The sequence below is a fragment of the Curvibacter lanceolatus ATCC 14669 genome (assembly GCF_000381265.1).
In the GTDB taxonomy this organism is placed as follows: Bacteria; Pseudomonadota; Gammaproteobacteria; order Burkholderiales; family Burkholderiaceae_C; genus Curvibacter; species Curvibacter lanceolatus.
Map to the genome: position 1 here is coordinate 1 of NZ_KB906276.1, position 16,969 is coordinate 16,969.

Consider the following 16,969-nt stretch of genomic DNA (forward strand, 5'->3'; position numbering starts at 1 on the left):
GAGCTCTACCGCAGCGGCCGCATCGAACTCGAACTGGTTCCCCAGGGCAACCTGGCCGAGCGCTTGCGCGCCGCAGGCGCTGGCGTGGGCGCCTTCTTCACCCCCACCGGCTTCGGCACCGAACTGGCCCTAAACCCCGACGGCAGCCCCAAGGAGACCCGCATGATCCACGGCAAGCCCTATGTGCTGGAGTACCCCATCCATGGCGATGTGGCCCTCATCAAGGCCGAACGCGGGGACCGCTGGGGCAACCTCTGCTTCAGAAAGGCCGCGCGCAACTTCGGCCCCGTCATGGCCACCGCCGCCCAACGCACCGTGGCCACCGTGCACGAGATCGTCGAGCTGGGCCAGCTGGACCCCGAGGCCATCGTCACGCCAGGCATCTTCGTCTCGCACATCGTGAAGATCGAGCGCACCGCCACCCAGGCCGGTGGCTTCAAAGCCGCCCATTGAACCCGAGGACATCCCCCATGAGCCCCTACACACGACGCAGCAAAGACGAGCTCGCCCGCCGCGTGGCGCAAGACATCTTCGACGGTGCCTATGTCAACCTGGGCATCGGCCAGCCCACCCTGGTGGCCAACCACCTGCCCGCCGGCATCGAGGTCGTGCTGCACAGCGAGAACGGCATCCTGGGCATGGGCCCGGCACCCGCCACCGGCCAGGAGGACTACGACCTGATCAATGCCGGCAAACAGCCGGTGACCCTGCTGCCGGGTGGGGCCTACTTCCACCACGCAGACAGCTTTGCCATGATGCGCGGCGGCCACCTGGACATCTGCGTGCTCGGGGCCTTCCAGGTGTCGGCCAACGGCGACCTGGCCAACTGGAGCACCGGCGAGGCCGGCACCATTCCGGCCGTGGGCGGGGCCATGGACCTGGCCGTGGGCGCCAAGCAGACCTGGGTGATGATGGACCTGCTGACCAAGCAGGGGGCCAGCAAGATCGTGCCGGCCTGCACCTACCCGCTCACCGGCGTGGCCTGCGTGAAGCGCATCTACACCGACCTGGCCACGCTGGCCTGCACACCCCAGGGGCTGAAGCTGATCGACATGGTGCCGGGCCTGGCGCTCGCCGAGCTCGAGCGCCTGATCGGCCTGCCCATCCAGGCCTGAACCTTCGACCGCTGAACAAGGTACACCATGAACCAAGCCTATATTTGCGACGCGATTCGCACCCCTTTCGGTCGCTACGGCGGCGCCCTCAGCAGCGTGCGCGCCGATGACCTGGGCGCCGTCCCGCTGCGCGCACTGGTGAGCCGAAACCTGACGGTGGATTGGTCTCGGGTCGACGACGTCATCTTTGGTTGCGCCAACCAAGCCGGCGAAGACAACCGCAACGTGGCGCGCATGTCCAGCCTGCTGGCCGGCCTGCCGATGGCGGTGCCAGGGAGCACCATCAACCGCTTGTGCGGCTCGGGCCTGGATGCCGTCGGCACTGCGGCGCGCGCCATCAAGTCGGGCGAAGCCCAGCTCATGATCGCGGGCGGCGTGGAGAGCATGAGCCGCGCGCCTTTTGTGATGCCCAAAGCCGAGTCGGCCTTCTCGCGGGCCAACGCGGTCTATGACACCACGATCGGCTGGCGCTTCGTGAACAAGCTCATGAAGCAGTTGTACGGCGTGGACTCCATGCCGGAAACCGCCGAAAACGTGGCCACCGATTTCAAGATCGGCCGCGAAGCCCAGGACCAGATGGCCCTGAACAGCCAATTGCGCGCTGTGGCAGCCCAGCAAGCCGGGCACCTGGCACGCGAGATCTGTCCGGTGCAGGTCCCTCAGAAGAAGGGCGACCCCATCACCGTCGAGCACGATGAACACCCTCGCTCGACCAGCCTGGAAGCACTGGCCCGACTCAAGGGGGTGGTCAGACCCGACGGCACCGTGACGGCTGGCAATGCCTCCGGGGTCAATGACGGGGCCTGCGCCCTGCTGCTGGCCAGCGAAGAGGGTGCCAAGCTGCATGGCCTGACCCCCCGGGCCAGGGTGGTTGGCATGGCCACGGCGGGCGTCGCCCCGCGCATCATGGGCTACGGCCCCACACCCGCCGTGCAGAAAGTGCTCATGCAGACCGGGTTGACGCTGGAGCAGATGGACGTCATCGAGCTCAATGAAGCCTTTGCAGCACAGGGCCTTGCCGTGTTGCGCGGGCTTGGCCTCAGCGATGAGGATGCCCGCGTCAATGCCTGGGGCGGTGCGATTGCCTTGGGCCACCCCTTGGGGGCCTCGGGTGCGCGCCTGGTGACCACGGCCATCAACCGCCTGCATTTCACGGGCGGGCGGTATGCGCTTTGCACAATGTGCATCGGGGTCGGCCAAGGCATCGCCGTGGTGCTGGAGAGGCCGTAACGCTGGCCGGTGTTGCGCCACTTGCCAGGCGGCTTGGGCTTGTGGGGATGGTTCACCACCGGGTGGGACAAGCCAGAGCGGCTCTCACTGGCCGTCAGGCCCCGTCATGTCCAAGGCCGCCACGATCTCTTCCTTCAAACGCATCAGGCAAGGGCCAAACTCCTTGGCAACATCCCGCATGGAACTGGAGGTGGAGAGGCTCATGTTCAACACCAGCACCTGGTGCCCCTCTACCGCAAGAGGTGTCGCCACCGCCACCACCTCGGGTTGCCACGAGGCGACACAAAAGCCATGCTTTTCATGATGCGTCAATGCCCGATCGACCTGCTGGCTGGCCTCTTGCCAGGACGAAGGTCGGAGCATTGAAATGCGCTGCAAGACGCTCTCACGGGCGTCCTTATCCAGCGAACCCAGGTAGGCAAACCCAAGCGAGGTCAATTCGATAGGCACCCGCTGCCCCGCGACCACGCTGCGCAAGGCGACTTTCTTGTTGTACCGGACGGACTCCAGGTAGACCATCTCATCGCGATCAGGCACGGCCAGGCCCACATTGATCCGAAGGTGCTCTGCCGTCTTGCGCATCAACGGGGCGGCCACCTGCATGGCGATGGAGCCCGAACGCATGGCATGGGCCAGGCTCAAGACCAGAGGGGCCAGGCGGTAGGCGCGCTGCGAACGATCATGCTGAAGCAGCCCCCCTGAGACCAGGGTCTGGGTCAGCCGGCTCACGGTAGCACGCGACAGGCCGGTGCGTTCGGCGATCTCGCCGTTGCCAAGAAGATCCGCACCGGGGCGAAAGGCACGCAGGATCTCGATGCCCCGCTCCAGCGACCGGTTGAGAACAGGGTCTTCATGGTGGCCCTTGCGGCCCTCCACGGGCAGGTCAGTCGTCATCGCAGAACCTTCATTATTTCCAACCATTGGAAATTGGTGGGTGCAATTCTAAGCCCATGCAGCTACGCTTCAAAGCCATCAGCCCGCTTGTGCGCCCTCTCCCGGAACGCCAGGCACAGGGCCTATAAAGGAGACAAGAGACATGAACAAGCCCCATTTCTGCGACGCCAGGCGACGCAGCCTGACGCTGGCGCTCACGGCATCCGTGGCCTGCCTGGCACCCTCCCTGGCCTGGGCCGGCTACCCGGAGCGTCCGATCCGCATCGTGGTGCCCTTCGCACCCGGCGGCGGCACAGACCTGGTGGCCCGCTCGATGTCCGTGCCCATGGGGCAGGACCTGGGTCAATCGGTGATCATCGACAACCGGCCCGGCGGTGCCACCATCATCGGAACCGATGCCGTGGCCAAGAGCGCCCCCGACGGTTACACCCTGGTCATGGCCACCCTGGCCCACGTGGTCAACCCCAGCATCCAGTCCAAGCTGCCCTATGTGTACGAGAAGGCGTTCACGCCGGTGATGCTGGTGGGCGTGTCGCCCAATGTTCTGGTGGTCAACGCCAAAAGCCCCTTCAAGACCGTACAGGACATCATCAATGCGGCCAAAGCCAGCCCAGGCAAGCTGTCGTTCGCCTCACAAGGGGCGGGAACGTCGGCGCATCTGGCGGGCGAATTGTTCAAGAACCTCAGCAACACCCACATCCTGCACATCCCCTACCGCGGCGCCGGGCCCGCGCTCACGGATTTGATGGGCGGGCAGGTGGACATGATGTTTGCCACAGCCTCCGCCGTCGGGAATCTGGTCGAAAGCGGCAAATTGCGCGCCATTGCAGTGACCACCGAAACACGGTCCAAGGCCCGCAACCTGGCCAATGTGCCCACCATTGCCGAGAGTGGCGTGCCGGGCTACGTGGCTGACAGCTGGTATGGCCTGTTTGCCCCGGCAGGCACGCCCAAGGACGTCATCACCCGCCTCAATGCCGCCGCCAACAAGGCGGTCCAGGCCGAATCCTTCAAGAAACAACTCGAAAACGAGGGCCTGGTCATCAAAGGCGGCCTGCCCCAGGACTTCGATGCCTACGCCAAACGCGAAGAGATCCGTTGGCGCAAGGTTGTGAAAGACAACAACATCACCGCAGATTGAGCATCCGCCACGAGGACCCCACCCATGAACTTCCAATACCTTGAATTGCAGCAAGCCAACGGCATCGCGACCCTGGCTCTGAACCGCCCCGACAAGCGCAACGCCATGAGCGACGACATGCGCTCCGAATTCATCGAGGCCCTGGAATACGTCAGCAGCACGCCGTCCATCCGCGCCTTGGTGCTGACCGGCAATGGCAAAGGCTTTTGCGCCGGTGGCGACATCGCGGGCATGCAGCGCCGCATGAATGCACCCGCGGGCGAAGTAGGCTTCAATGGCTGGAAGCGCCAGCAGCGCGTGCACCACACCCAAGCGCTGCTGCACACCATGCCCAAGCCGACGATTGCAGCCGTCAATGGCGCAGCCTCGGGCCTGGGGGCCGATACGGCGCTGGCCTGTGACTTCATCATCGCCAACGAGTGGGCCAACTTCAGCTGGTCCTACATCCACCGCGGCATCATCCCGGACGGCGGTGGCATGTACTTCCTGCCGCGCCGCATCGGGCTGCCCAAGGCCAAGGAATTGATCTTCACCGGCCGCAAGGTGAATGTGGACGAGGCACTGGCCCTGGGCATCGTCGATCGCAAGACAAGCGCTGAGCGTCTGCTGGAAGAGGCCCAGGCCTGGGCAACCGAACTGAGCCAGGGGTCGGCCACCGCACTGGCCCTGGGCAAGACCATCCTGAACCAGAGTTTCGAGATGACCGCACAGCAGGTCTTCGCCCAGGGCAGCCAGGCCCAGGGCATCTGCTACACCAGCACCGAGCACCGGGCCTCGGTGGAGGCCTTCCTGGCCAAATCTGCCGTGAAGGAATGACCCATGAGCGCCATCGCACGACTCATTCAACCGCGCAGCGTGGCCATCATCGGCGCCTCGGCCGATGCCAGCAAGACCGCAGGCAGGCCGGTGTCCTACCTGCTCAAGCACGGGTATGCCGGCCGCATCTTCCCCGTGAACCCGAAGGTCAGCCACATCGGTGAACTCAAGTGCTACCCCGATGTGGCCTCGCTGCCCGAAGTACCCGATGTGGCCATCGTGCTGCTGGGCGCGGAGCGTGCCCATCTGGCCTTGCGCGAGTTGTCGGCACGCGGCACCGCGGCGGCCATTGTGCTGGCCAGCGGCTACACCGAAACAGGAGATGTGGGCGCACGGCGCCAGCAAGAACTGCTGGAGGCCGCAGGCCCCATGCGCCTGCTCGGGCCGAACACGATCGGGCTGGTGAATCTGACGGACAAGATCGTGCTGTCAGCCACCGGTGCGCTGGAGATGGACACGTTTCCCGTGGGCTCGATCGGTGTGGTTTCACAAAGCGGGGGCATCCTGGGCTCGCTGCTGTCGCGGGCCGCGGCACGGGGCATCGGCTTGTCGAAATTGATCTCGACCAGCAACGAGGTGGACCTCGAATTGGCCGACTTCATCGACCACCTGGTTGACGACGAGGCCACCAAGGTGATCGCCCTGTACATCGAGACGGTGCGCAACCCGGCCAAGTTTCGGGCGGCGGCCTTGCGCGCCGCGGCGGCGGGCAAGCCCATCGTGGCCTTCAAGATCGGACGCTCCGAAGCCGGTGCCCAGGCCGCGGTGTCGCACACCGGCGCCATGGCAGGCGCCGATCGCATGTACGACGCACTGTTCAAACAAGTGGGGGTGATCCGTGCCGACACCTTTGCTGACCTGCTCGACATCCCAGCGGCCTTGCAGACCGGGCGCCGGCTGGCTGGGCGGCGGGTGGCCATCCTGACCTCCACCGGTGGCGCCGGAACCCTGGTATCCGACGATCTGGGCATGGCGGGCTTCGAGACACCGGCCCCCGATGCAGCCACCGCCCAAGCCCTGCGTGACCTGCAAACAGGCGACCATGCGGTGCTGGACCGCAACCCGATCGATGTGACCCTGGCCGGACTGCGCCCCGATCTGCTGCGGGGGGCCATCAAGACACTGCTGGCCAGCCCGAGCTATGACGCCCTCGTGATCATCGTCGGCTCGTCCAGCCTGGCCATGCCCGAGCTGATGGCCGGCGCGATCCAGGACTGCCTGCCCCTGTCTGACAAGCCCATCATGGCCTACGTCAGCCCCCATGCGCCGGACGTGGCGGCCCTGCTCACCCAGCGCGGTGTGCCGGCCTTTGCCGCGGCAGAGAGCTGCACCTCGGCACTGACCGCCCTGCTCCACCGGGCCACGTGGCAGGCGTCGGATGCGAACAAGGTGGCCGCAGCGCCGGTGCCCGTGGACGACCTGCCCGGCGGCTCACTGGATGAAGCGCAAGCCAAGACCCTGTTCGCCCGGTTCCAGGTCCCCTGCGCACCGGAAAGAGTGGTCAGCACACCGGCACAGGCGCAAAGCGCAGCCCTGGAGCTGGGCGGCCGGGTGGTGCTGAAGATCCTCTCCGCCGAAATCACCCACAAGAGCGACGTGGGCGGCGTGGCCATCAACCTGAGCCCCGACACGATTGGCGAGCGCCTGGCGTCCATGACCCAGCAGGTCCAGGCCCACACCCACAAGAAGCCCGAGCGCTTTCTCGTCCAGCAAATGGTCAGCGGGGGAACCGAGTTGATTCTGGGGACCAGCCGTGACGCCCTGGGCACCGCCATCCTGCTGGGCATGGGGGGGGTGACGGCGGAGCTGTTCAAGGACACCTGCCTGCGCCTGCTGCCCCCGCAAGGCGGCTTGAGCCGCACAGAAGCCCTGAGCATGGCCCGTGAACTGAAGACCTGGCCGCTGCTCGATGGCTACCGCGGGCGCCCCAAGGCAGACGTCGAAGCCCTGGTGGATGCGATTGTGGCCTTCTCGAACATGGCGGCCCAACTCGGCGATCGCCTGCTGGAGGCCGAGATCAATCCCCTCTTCGTCCTGCCCCAAGGCCAGGGGGTGAGGGCGGCCGATGGCGTGGTCGTGCTGGCAGCATGACCCACGAGGCCACAGCCCGAGCGAGGCCACCCTGGCCTCTCTGGAGCCCATGGAGCCTGTTTTGCACCAGCGGCCCGGCGCCTGCCGTGCCCTTCAAGCCATGACAGGCGACGCACTCACCAGCCGGGCATGGCTTGATGCCCTGGCCGCCATCGGGCAACGCCATCGCGTCGAGCTGGATGGCCGCGCCATGATCTGGCGCCGCTGGGGCAGCGGCCCCCCTGCGGTGTTGCTGCACGGTGGCCACGGATGCTGGATGCATTGGGCGCGCAATGTGATCGCGCTGGGCGCCCGGCACACGGTGTGGGTTCCCGACCTGCCGGGCTTTGGGGAATCCGATCTGCCCGCGCAACCCTCGCTGGAGGCGGTGGCGCAGATGACCCGGCAGACTTTGGGCGCACTGCTCCCCGAGTCCACGCCGATCACCTTGGTCGGGTTCTCGTTCGGTGGTCTGGTCGCGGCCCAGGTGGCGGCCCTGCGGCGTGCCGTGCCTCGGCTGGCCCTGCTGGGCCCTGCCGGCCACGGCGGCCCCAGGCGCCCCAAGGGCGACCTGTTGCCCTGGCGGCCGGCGCTCAAGACCCAGGACCACGAGGCCCTTCGCGCCGTGATGCGCCACAACCTGCTGATGCACATGGTTCATCAAGCCTCGCAGGTCGACGATCTGGCATTGACGATTCACACCGACGCCTGTATCCACACACGCTTGCGCAGCAAGCCCTTGTCCCGAGCCGCCGGCTTGTCGGATCTGCTCGCCAGCTACAGCGGCCGGTTGCTGCTGGTCTGGGGCGAACACGATGTGACCGCCGATCCGCTGACCGTCATGGAACGGCTCAACACCCGCCGCTCAGCCTGCACTGCCCTCACCCTGAAAGGGGTGGGCCACTGGGTTCAGTTCGAGGCTGCAGAACGATGCAACGGCTTGCTCAACGACTGGCTGCAGGCCCCCACCCTTCAGGAGAAATAAGATGTACGCAACCCAACGGCTTGCACAAGCAGCCGTGTCACTGCATCAGCACCCGCTGCCCGCCCACGTGTTGCACCACGCCAAGCGGGCTGTGATTGACTGGTATGCCTCCCTGTACCCAGGCCTGAGCGTGGCGCCCGTCCCCCAGTTGGTCGATGTGCTCAGCGAAGACCTGGACCGAGGCTCATCCTGGGTGGGTGTCGGCCGCAGCGCCACCGCCAAAGCTGCAAGCCTTTTGAATGGCACGGCCGCCCATGCCGCCGAGGTGGACGACAGCTTCCGCGAAGCGATGTACCACCCCGGTGCGGCCACCATTGCCGGCGCGTTGGCGGCAGCGCATGAGCGCCACGCCACGGGCCTGCAGTTTCTGCGCGCGGTGGTCACGGGCTACGAGGTCTCGACACGGATCGGCGTTGCCATGGGCCGCCCCCACTACACCCACTGGCACAACACCGGGACCATCGGCACCTTCGGCGCCGCCGCATCGGTGGGAACCCTGCTGCAACTCGACGAAGCCGGCATGGCCCATGCGCTGGCAACCGCGGCCACCTTTGCAGCCGGGCTGCAGCAGGCGTTCAGGATGGACTCGATGTCCAAACCCCTGCACGCCGGACGCGCCGCCGAGGCCGGCTTGCTGGCAGCACAGCTGGCGGCCCGGGGCGTCACCGGATCGCTGGACGTGCTCGATGGCGAGGCCGGCCTGGGGGCCGCCATGAGCGAAGGGGTGGATTGGTCGCAGGTGGCCAGCACGCTGGGCCAGGACTTCCACATCACCCGGCTGACTTTCAAGAACCACATCGGCTGTGGGCACACCTTCGCGGCCATTGATGCGGCGCAGGAACTCAGGCAACAGCACGCCTGCCGGCCCGACGAGATCGCCGAAGTTCATGTGGCCACCTACAAACCGGCCTTGGACATTGCGTGCTACGTGCAGCCCACCACGCTCAACGAGGCCCGGTTCAGCCTGAGCTATGTCGTCGCCACAGCCCTCACCCATGGCAGTGTGCGTCTGGCAGCCTACGAGGCCGATCGGGTCGACCACCCCGAGACCCGGGCGCTGATGCAGCGCACCACGGTCAGCGTGGACCCGGCCCTGGACGCCGCCTTTCCGGCCCAGCGCGCAGCCCGTGTCACGCTGGTCATGCGGGACGGCACACGCCTTGAACACCTGCAAGCCAACCGCAAGGGCGACCCTGAACTGCCCTTGAGCGACCAGGAACTCAACGACAAGTACCTGGAACTGGCCAGCCCCGTCATCGGGCAGGCCGGCGCACAGGCCCTGCTGACGCAACTTTGGCACCTGGAAGAGTTGGCCGAGCTGCCACGCTGAACCCCATGCCACCTGGCCAGCTCATGCGCCCGAAGCCTGGCTTTCAGGCGATCTGAGCGGCCGCCTCCCCATCGCCTTGCAACAGCCCGCGACGCAATCCGCCTCGCCACGCCGGATCGCTTGCTTGCAGCCCCCTCAAAGCACCTCATGAACACGTCTTCAAATCCAGCGATGGCGGCAACCGATGCATCGCGGCCTGCGCAGAGAATGCCGGCCGACAACGCCCGGCGGCAAGTGCTGATCCGCCTGGGCTCGGGCCTGGGCGGCGCAAGCCCCCTGGCTTGGGCTGCGGTGCACAGCCCACCCGCCCGGGCCGTAGAGCCCTATCCGACATGGGCTGTGCGCATCGTGGTGCCGTTTGCGCCGGGCGGTGGCACCGACGTCATCGGGCGTGCCTTGCTGGAGGGCATGCAGCAAGCCTTGGGACAGCCCGTCTTCATGGAGAACAAGCCGGGCGGCGGCACGGTCATTGGCACAGACCTGGTCGCCAAGGCGGCCGCGGATGGCCACACCTTGCTGATGACCACCTTGGCCGTGGTGATCAATGCCTCCCTGGTGCCCAGGTTGCCGTACAGCACCGAGCGCGATTTGAAAGGCATCAGCCTGATCTGCCGCGGCCCCAATGTCGTGGTCACACACGCGAAGAGCCCCTTCAAGACCCTGGCCGATGTCATATCGGCCGCCCGGTCTTCCCCTGGAAAGTTGAGCTACGCGTCTTCCGGCAACGGCTCGGCCGTCCACCTGGCTGCAGAGTTGTTCAAGAGCATGGCCGGCGTGGACATCACCCACGTGCCCTACCGAGGCGCAGGCCCGGCGTACACCGACCTCATGGGCGGCCAGGTCGACCTGTTGTTCGGCACTGCCGGAGGGGTCGCCAAATTTGTCGAGGCGGGCAAGATGCGGGCCTTGGCGGTGACCTCGGCGCAACGCAGCACCACACCCCTCTACCAATCGGTCCCCACGGTCGCGGAGACCCTGCCGGGTTACGAAGCCGAGGTGTGGTACGCCCTGCTGGCCCCAGCCGCCACCCCGGAGGCCACCCTCAACCGCGTGTACGAAGCCTTGCAGAAGGCCGCTCAAACACCAGCCTACGGGGCCAAGCTGGCCAAGGAAGGGCTTCGGCTTGCGATGGCACCACCGGCGCAAACCCAGCGCTTTCTGGAAGCGGACATCGCCCGATGGCGGAAAGTGGTTGTCGAAGGCAAGGTCACGTTGGATTGAATCGCGCCCATGCAAAGGCCGTTCAGCCCCGGGCAGCGGAGGCCTTGAATCCGTTTTCCATCCCCCCCAAAAATTTCCACTGAATGGAAATACGGCATGGTACTGGAACAGACCAGCACCTAAGCTACCCAAGCCCCGAGCAGCCACTGCAAAGGGCTTGCACCCCCGGCTCTGCACCCTGTGCCTGCGCCGGGTTCGGTGCAGCGCACAGCACCAACACGCCGTGACCGAACCCACCCAAAACCGAGATCGATGGATCCAAGGAGATAAACAGATGAAAAGCCCAAACAGCCTCAAAACAGCTTCGCTGCTGGCATGCCTGGTGACCGCCCCGCACATTCACGCACAGAGCTCGGTGACCCTCTACGGGATCATGGATGCAGGTGTTCGGACGGCTTCCGGCCTGGATCCATCCAATGTTCGCTCAGCTGGCAATGCCAACATGCTCAACAGCGGCATCAACACCACCAGCCGTCTGGGCTTTCGCGGCACCGAAGACCTGGGTGGAGGGCTGTCCGCCCTGTTCTTTCTGGAATCGGGCCTGAACATCAACAACGGCACCACCTCCAACACCAGCAAGTTCTTTGACCGGGGCTCGTTTACGGGCCTGAAGGGTGACCTGGGAACACTGACTGTCGGTCGACAAAACACTTTGCTGTCCGATGCCATCTTCCCAGTCGATCCATTGGCCACCCGCTTTGCGGGTTTGAACCCCAACGTGGCGTTGTCGGCCTTGAGCTCGCATCAGTTGGGCGCCGAGTACGGGGCCTCGGGCTCCAGCACGGGCACCTATCGCCTCGACAACTCGGCGAAATATGCCTACAGCTTTGGCAACACCACGGCCCGCGTGATGCACGCATTCGGCAACCAGGCCGACAGCAACAGCAAGCTGTCTTCCAATGGGGCCAGCCTGGACTACAGGAGCAACGTGCTTCAGGCCACCGTGGCTTACCACCAGTTCAAGACGGCCACCAACCTGACGCTCAATGGCTTTGTCAGCGGGATTGCCGTGCCGGTGGCTGCCGGCAAGCTGAACATCACCTACAGCGGCCACACGGCTGACACGTCGACCACGGCGAAGACGACCAACAAGATTCTGGGCCTGGGCGGCACCTGGCCACTCACGCCGCAACTGGACCTGCTGGTCAGCCATTACCGGGTGAACCGCTCGCGCACAGCGAATGCCGACGACGGCTACAACCGCACCATCGCGTTCCTCGAATACAAATTGTCGACCCGGTCCCTGGTCTACCTGGAAGCCGACAGCACGCAGTGGAAGAACGCCTACCAGGGCGCTGGCCTCAAGAGCAGCAGCACCGGCCTGTCTGCGGGTATCAAGCACACTTTCTGAGTCGGGCTCTTGCCGGGGTGGCCTGAGGTCCACCCCAAGGCCGAAGGCAGGCACCCGGTGCCATGCCCCGGCGCCTGCCTCAGCTGGTCCGTCAGGCGCTGGGGTGCCAGGCCAGCGCCAAGCCGGCCCAGCCCTACATGCCCAGCTTCTCCGCCACCCGCACCAGTTCGGCCAGCGAGGCCGTCTGCATCTTGCGCATGGCGTTGCCGCGGCGGACCTTGACCGTGATTTCGCTGAGATCAAGCCGGGCGGCGATCTGCTTGTTCAGCAAGCCCTGCACCACCAGGCGGATGACCTCCTGCTCGCCCGCGGTGAGTGAGGCCCAGCGCTGCTGCAGGACGGCCGCAGCAGCTTCGGCCCGCCGCCGTTGCCGGTCTTTCTCGATGCCTTTGTGGATCGCGTCCAGCAGGCTCTGGTCGCGGAAGGGCTTGGTCAGGAACTCGAGCGCGCCATTCTTCATGGCCTCGACCCCCATGGCGATGTCGCCGTGGCCGGTGATGAAGATGGTCGGCAGGCTGATACCCAGATCGCTCATGCGACGGTGAAAGTCCATGCCGCTCTGGCCGGGCATGCGCACGTCCAGCACCAGGCAGGCGGGCGCATCGGCGCGCTCATGAGCGATGAACTCCTGGGTTGAACCGAAAGACAGCACCTGCAGGCCCACCGAGGCCAGCAGGTCTTCGAGTGCGGCGCGGACCGAGACATCATCGTCAACCACATAGACGATGGGGCTGTCCTTGCCTTCAGGAGTGTGGAGGGTCATGGGCGCTGCTCCTGCGAGGTGGGCGGGATGCTGAACCGGAAGACCGCACCGCGGCCCAGGCCGGGTTCGGACCAGATGCGTCCGCCATTGGCTTCGATGATGGTCCGGCTGATGCTCAGCCCCACGCCAATGCCGTCCTTCTTGGTGGTCCAGAAGGCGTCGAACAGATGCTCTTGCACCCCTGCGGCCACGCCCGGGCCGGAGTCCTGCACAGAGAGCACGATCTCGTGCGCCCGCAGCTCCGTGCTGATGTGCAGGCGCCGTCCGGGCTCGGCCACGCCGGCCATGGCCTCGATGGCATTGAGGACCAGGTTGCCAGTCACCTGCTGTATCTGCACGCGGTCGGCGAAGGCGGTGGGCAAGCCTGGGGCGAGTTCGGTGCTCAGCTCGATGCCCTGGCGCGCCATTTCAGCGCCGGACAGCGCCAGTACCTCCAGGATGGCCTCGTTGAACGGGAACTCGCCGCGCTGCGGCGGCTGGCCCCGTGCGAGGCTGTGCACCCGGGCAATGATCTGGCTGGCGCGGCCCGCATCACTGAGGATTCTGTCGAGCGCCAGGCGGGCCTTGTCCAGGTTGGGCGGGTCTTGCGCCAGCCAACGCTGGCAGGCATGGCCGCTGGTGACGATGGCCGCCAACGGCTGGTTGACCTCGTGCGCGATGGAGGTGGTCAACCCCTCCAGGCTCTGGATGCGCGCCAGGCGCAGCAGCTGGGCCTGGGCGGCCTGGGCCGCCGCCCTGGCCGCCTCCATCTTCAGGATGAGGTAGGTGGTGGTGATGATCGCGGCCATGCTGATACCCATGTTGATCAGCCCCGACTGCAGATTGCCATGCGGCGTGAAGGCCAGGCTCAGGCCCGTCATCGCGATGCTGACGGCGGCCAGCCCGATCAATGCGCGCCGGCCCAACATGCGGGCCGCCGTCAGGATGACCACGGCATAGAACACCGCCGCCGCCACTTCGTAGCTCGTCACCGTGTCCAGCACGAAGAGCAGCGCCATCACGATGACCATCAAGGTCATCTTCAGGATGAACAGGGTTCTTGGGGAGGCTTGCATGGGGTTCATGGGCGTGGCACGGGGGCACTGTCGTTACCCGAGACTCTACCGCCAAGGGCCGACAGCGGCGATCACCAGCCGAATCTCCTGATGTAGAACTTCTTCATCGCCGTGGTGAGGCCCACATAGCCCAGCAGGATGGCGGCCAGCCAGGCGAAGTAACTCAGGGGCAGGGCCTGCAGCCTGAAGTAGGTGGCCTGGGGGCTCATCGGCAAGGCCACCCCGATGGCCATGATGAGCAGCGTCATCACCATCAGCGGCCACGAGGCCCGGCTTTCAATGAAGGGACGCTTGGGCGAGCGGATCAGGTGCACGATCAGCGTCTGCGTGAGCAGGCCCTCGACCAGCCAGCCCGACTGGAACAGCGATTGATCGGCCACCGTGCTGGCGCCGAACACATGCCACATGAGCACGAAGGTGGCGATGTCGAACACCGAGCTGAGGGGGCCGAAGAAGAGCATGAAGCGACCGATGTCGGCCGGGTCCCAGCTCAGCGGTCGGGCCAACTGCTCTGGGTCGACGTTGTCGAAGGGGATGGCGATCTGCGAGATGTCGTACAGCAGGTTCTGCACCAGCAGCTGCAGAGGCAACATGGGCAGGAAGGGCAGAAAGGCGCTGGCGACCAGCACGGACAGCACATTGCCGAAATTGGAGCTGGCCGTCATGCGGATGTACTTGAGCATGTTGCGGAAGGTCTTGCGCCCTTCGATGACACCTTGCTCCAACACCATCAGGCTTTTCTCGAGCAGGATGATGTCAGCCGCCTCCTTGGCGATGTCCACCGCCGAATCGACGGAGATGCCGATGTCTGCCGCGCGCAGTGCCGGTGCATCGTTGATGCCATCGCCCAGGAAGCCGACCACGTGCCCGTTGCCGCGCAGTGCACGCACGATGCGCTCCTTGTCGCGGGGTGTCAGGCGGGCGAAGAGCTGGTGCGATTCGGCCGCCCGCGCCAGCGCCTCATCGCTCATTCTTTCGACGTCCGTGCCCAGCAGGAAGTCACCGCTCGCCAGCCCGACCTGCCGGCAGACCTGGGCCGCGACCAGCTCGCTGTCGCCGGTCAGCACCTTGACCTGCACGCCATGCCCGGCCAGCGCCCGCAGGGCGGGCGGGGCCGAATCCTTGGGTGGGTCGAGGAAGGCGATGTAGCCGACGAGGGTCAGCTCCGCCTCGTCGGCCACCGTGTAGGCCAGCGAATCAGCCGAGGGCTGCGTTGGCAGCTCCTTCATCGCCACGGCGACGACACGCAAGCCTTGTCCGTTCATCTCGCGCGCCACAGCGCGCACCCGATTCAACAGGGCCCGGTCCAAAGGCACGCGCCGGCTGCGGCCTGCGTCCTCGACCTGCAGGGTGCTGCACACCGACAGCACCTCCTCGACCGCGCCTTTGCAGATCAGCTCATGGTGGTCGTCGCGTTCGGCCAGCACCACGGACATGCGGCGGCGCTCGAAGTCGAAGGGGATTTCATCCACCTTGCGGTAGTCCTGCGCCACGCGGAGTTGCTCATGCAACTCGACATGGTCCATCACCGCGCGGTCCAGCAGGTTCTTCAGGCCGGTCTGGTGGCAGCTGTTCAGGTAGGCATGGCGCAGCACGCTGTCGGAGGGGGTGCCCAGAGCGTCGGTGTGGCGCTCCAGGGCGATCTTGTCCTGCGTGAGGGTGCCGGTCTTGTCGGTGCACAGCACATCCATGGCCCCGAAGTTCTGGATCGCATCCAGGCGTTTGACGATGACCTTCTGGCGCGACAGGCTCACCGCGCCCTTGGCCAGGGTGGAGGTCACGATCATCGGCAACATCTCGGGCGTGAGGCCGACCGCCACCGACAGCGCGAACAGAAAGGCCTCCATCCAGTCGCCCTTGGTGAAGCCATTGATCAACAAGACGATGGGCACCATCACGAGGGCGAAGCGGATCAGCAGCCAGCTCACGCTGTTGACGCCGGCCTGGAAGGCAGTCGGGCTGCGATCCGTGGTGGTGAGCCGGTCGGACAAGGCACCGAGGTAGGTTCGGGGCCCCGTGCTCATCACCAGCGCCGTGGCCGAGCCCGAGATCACGCTGGTGCCCATGAAGACGAGGTTGGGCGCATCGAACATCGAATGGAAGGGATGGCAGGTGCCGGCAAATTTCTCCACCGGCAGCGACTCGCCCGTCATCGCCGCCTGGGAGACGAACAGGTCCTTGGCGGCGATCAGCCGACAGTCAGCGGGCACCATGTCGCCGGCCGACAGCAGCACATGCTCGCCCGGGACCAGGTCACGGATCGGCACTTCGATCTGCCGGGCGGGGCGCTGCCCATGGAGGTTGAGCCCGAAGTAGCGCCGGCTGATCGCGACCAGCTCTTCATCCACCGATGGGCGCCGGACCACGGTGGCGGTGTTGCTCACCATGGCCTTGAGCCGCTCGGCCGCCCGGTTCGAGCGCCCCTCCTGCACAAACCGGATCAGCGTGCTGAGCACCACCATGACGCCGACCACGCAGGTGGACTTCATGTCGTCCGTCAGGAACGAGATGGCCGCCAGCAGCGTGAGCAGGAGGTTGAACGGGTTGCTGTAGCAAGACCACAGGTGCCGCCAGGCCGGCATGGGCTTGTCGTGCTCCAGCTCGTTCGGCCCGCAGCGCTCGCGACGGGCCTGGGCTTCGGCCTGGGTCAGCCCGTCCTCATGGGAGTCCATGCGGACAATGGCCGCGCTGACATCGTCGGAGGCGATGCGCCGCAGCTCGCGCGAGACATGGGCAGGCACGGCCTTGCCGCGGCCCCTGTGATCGTTGAACCCGCGCGGACCGCCATCGCCGCTGCCCGTGCTGTGCAGCACGTCCAGGATGGCCGGGCGCCTGAAATGCCGGCTGGGCAGCGCCGCCCAGCTCAAGAGGCTGCCGGAGCGGCCCCAGAGCGGGGCCTCAGGGGCATGTGGGGCCTGTGGGCCAGGTGCGGCGGGGCTTTGGCGGGTGAGCCGTTTCAACACGCTTTGAAGGAATTTCATCGGATCGCTCCGGTTGG

14 protein-coding genes are annotated in these 16,969 nt (G+C 66.0%); 10 read left to right on the forward strand and 4 right to left on the reverse strand.

Annotation, left to right across the window (positions count from 1 at the left end):
• From F624_RS0126490 to pcaF, 3 genes are all read left to right on the forward strand, one after another.
• A partial coding sequence (locus F624_RS0126490) for a 3-oxoacid CoA-transferase subunit A (RefSeq protein WP_019577412.1) occupies window positions 1-453 on the forward strand: 453 nt, incomplete at its 5' end.
• Window positions 454-470: 17 nt separating this feature from the next.
• On the forward strand, window positions 471-1,115 hold the full coding sequence (locus F624_RS0126495; RefSeq protein WP_019577413.1) for a 3-oxoacid CoA-transferase subunit B: 645 nt from the start codon (window positions 471-473) through the stop codon (window positions 1,113-1,115).
• 27 nt (window positions 1,116-1,142) lie between these two features.
• On the forward strand, window positions 1,143-2,345 hold the full coding sequence (pcaF, locus tag F624_RS0126500; RefSeq protein WP_019577414.1) for a 3-oxoadipyl-CoA thiolase: 1,203 nt from the start codon (window positions 1,143-1,145) through the stop codon (window positions 2,343-2,345).
• Window positions 2,346-2,429: 84 nt separating this feature from the next.
• On the opposite strand, the gene F624_RS0126505 is transcribed toward pcaF, so the two are convergent.
• Entirely contained in the window at window positions 2,430-3,239 is an 810-nt protein-coding gene (locus tag F624_RS0126505) for an IclR family transcriptional regulator (RefSeq protein WP_019577415.1), read from the reverse strand.
• A 142-nt stretch (window positions 3,240-3,381) separates the two neighbouring features.
• Between F624_RS0126505 and F624_RS0126510 the strand changes: the two genes are divergently transcribed.
• The 7 genes from F624_RS0126510 to F624_RS0126540 all read left to right on the forward strand — a co-directional run bounded on the left by F624_RS0126510 (window position 3,382) and on the right by F624_RS0126540 (window position 12,153).
• On the forward strand, window positions 3,382-4,380 hold the full coding sequence (locus F624_RS0126510) for a Bug family tripartite tricarboxylate transporter substrate binding protein (protein WP_019577416.1): 999 nt from the start codon (window positions 3,382-3,384) through the stop codon (window positions 4,378-4,380).
• A 24-nt stretch (window positions 4,381-4,404) separates the two neighbouring features.
• Window positions 4,405-5,196, forward strand: coding sequence for an enoyl-CoA hydratase/isomerase family protein (locus F624_RS0126515; RefSeq protein ID WP_019577417.1), 792 nt, complete (start codon window positions 4,405-4,407; stop codon window positions 5,194-5,196).
• A 3-nt stretch (window positions 5,197-5,199) separates the two neighbouring features.
• Complete coding sequence (locus tag F624_RS0126520; RefSeq protein ID WP_019577418.1) at window positions 5,200-7,287, forward strand: acetate--CoA ligase family protein; 2,088 nt, start codon at window positions 5,200-5,202, stop codon at window positions 7,285-7,287.
• 49 nt (window positions 7,288-7,336) lie between these two features.
• On the forward strand, window positions 7,337-8,251 hold the full coding sequence (locus F624_RS0126525; RefSeq protein ID WP_245573745.1) for an alpha/beta fold hydrolase: 915 nt from the start codon (window positions 7,337-7,339) through the stop codon (window positions 8,249-8,251).
• A gap of 1 nt (window position 8,252) precedes the next feature.
• Complete coding sequence (locus F624_RS0126530; protein ID WP_019577420.1) at window positions 8,253-9,581, forward strand: MmgE/PrpD family protein; 1,329 nt, start codon at window positions 8,253-8,255, stop codon at window positions 9,579-9,581.
• Window positions 9,582-9,788: 207 nt separating this feature from the next.
• Complete coding sequence (locus F624_RS0126535; protein WP_157443653.1) at window positions 9,789-10,802, forward strand: tripartite tricarboxylate transporter substrate binding protein; 1,014 nt, start codon at window positions 9,789-9,791, stop codon at window positions 10,800-10,802.
• 274 nt (window positions 10,803-11,076) lie between these two features.
• Window positions 11,077-12,153 carry a porin gene (locus F624_RS0126540; RefSeq protein ID WP_019577422.1) on the forward strand — a complete coding sequence of 359 codons (1,077 nt, stop codon included), beginning with the start codon at window positions 11,077-11,079 and terminating at the stop codon, window positions 12,151-12,153.
• A 133-nt stretch (window positions 12,154-12,286) separates the two neighbouring features.
• Here F624_RS0126540 and F624_RS0126545 read toward each other — a convergent pair whose 3' ends face one another.
• The 3 genes from F624_RS0126545 to mgtA form a co-directional block, all read right to left on the reverse strand.
• Complete coding sequence (locus F624_RS0126545; protein WP_019577423.1) at window positions 12,287-12,916, reverse strand: response regulator transcription factor; 630 nt, start codon at window positions 12,914-12,916, stop codon at window positions 12,287-12,289.
• Window positions 12,913-13,971: a sensor histidine kinase gene (locus F624_RS0126550; RefSeq protein WP_019577424.1), complete on the reverse strand. Its 1,059-nt coding sequence runs from the start codon at window positions 13,969-13,971 to the stop codon at window positions 12,913-12,915. The genes F624_RS0126545 and F624_RS0126550 overlap by 4 nt, the downstream gene beginning before the upstream one ends.
• A gap of 71 nt (window positions 13,972-14,042) precedes the next feature.
• Complete coding sequence (gene mgtA, locus F624_RS0126555; protein WP_019577425.1) at window positions 14,043-16,952, reverse strand: magnesium-translocating P-type ATPase; 2,910 nt, start codon at window positions 16,950-16,952, stop codon at window positions 14,043-14,045.
• Between the last annotated feature and the right edge of the window lie 17 nt (window positions 16,953-16,969).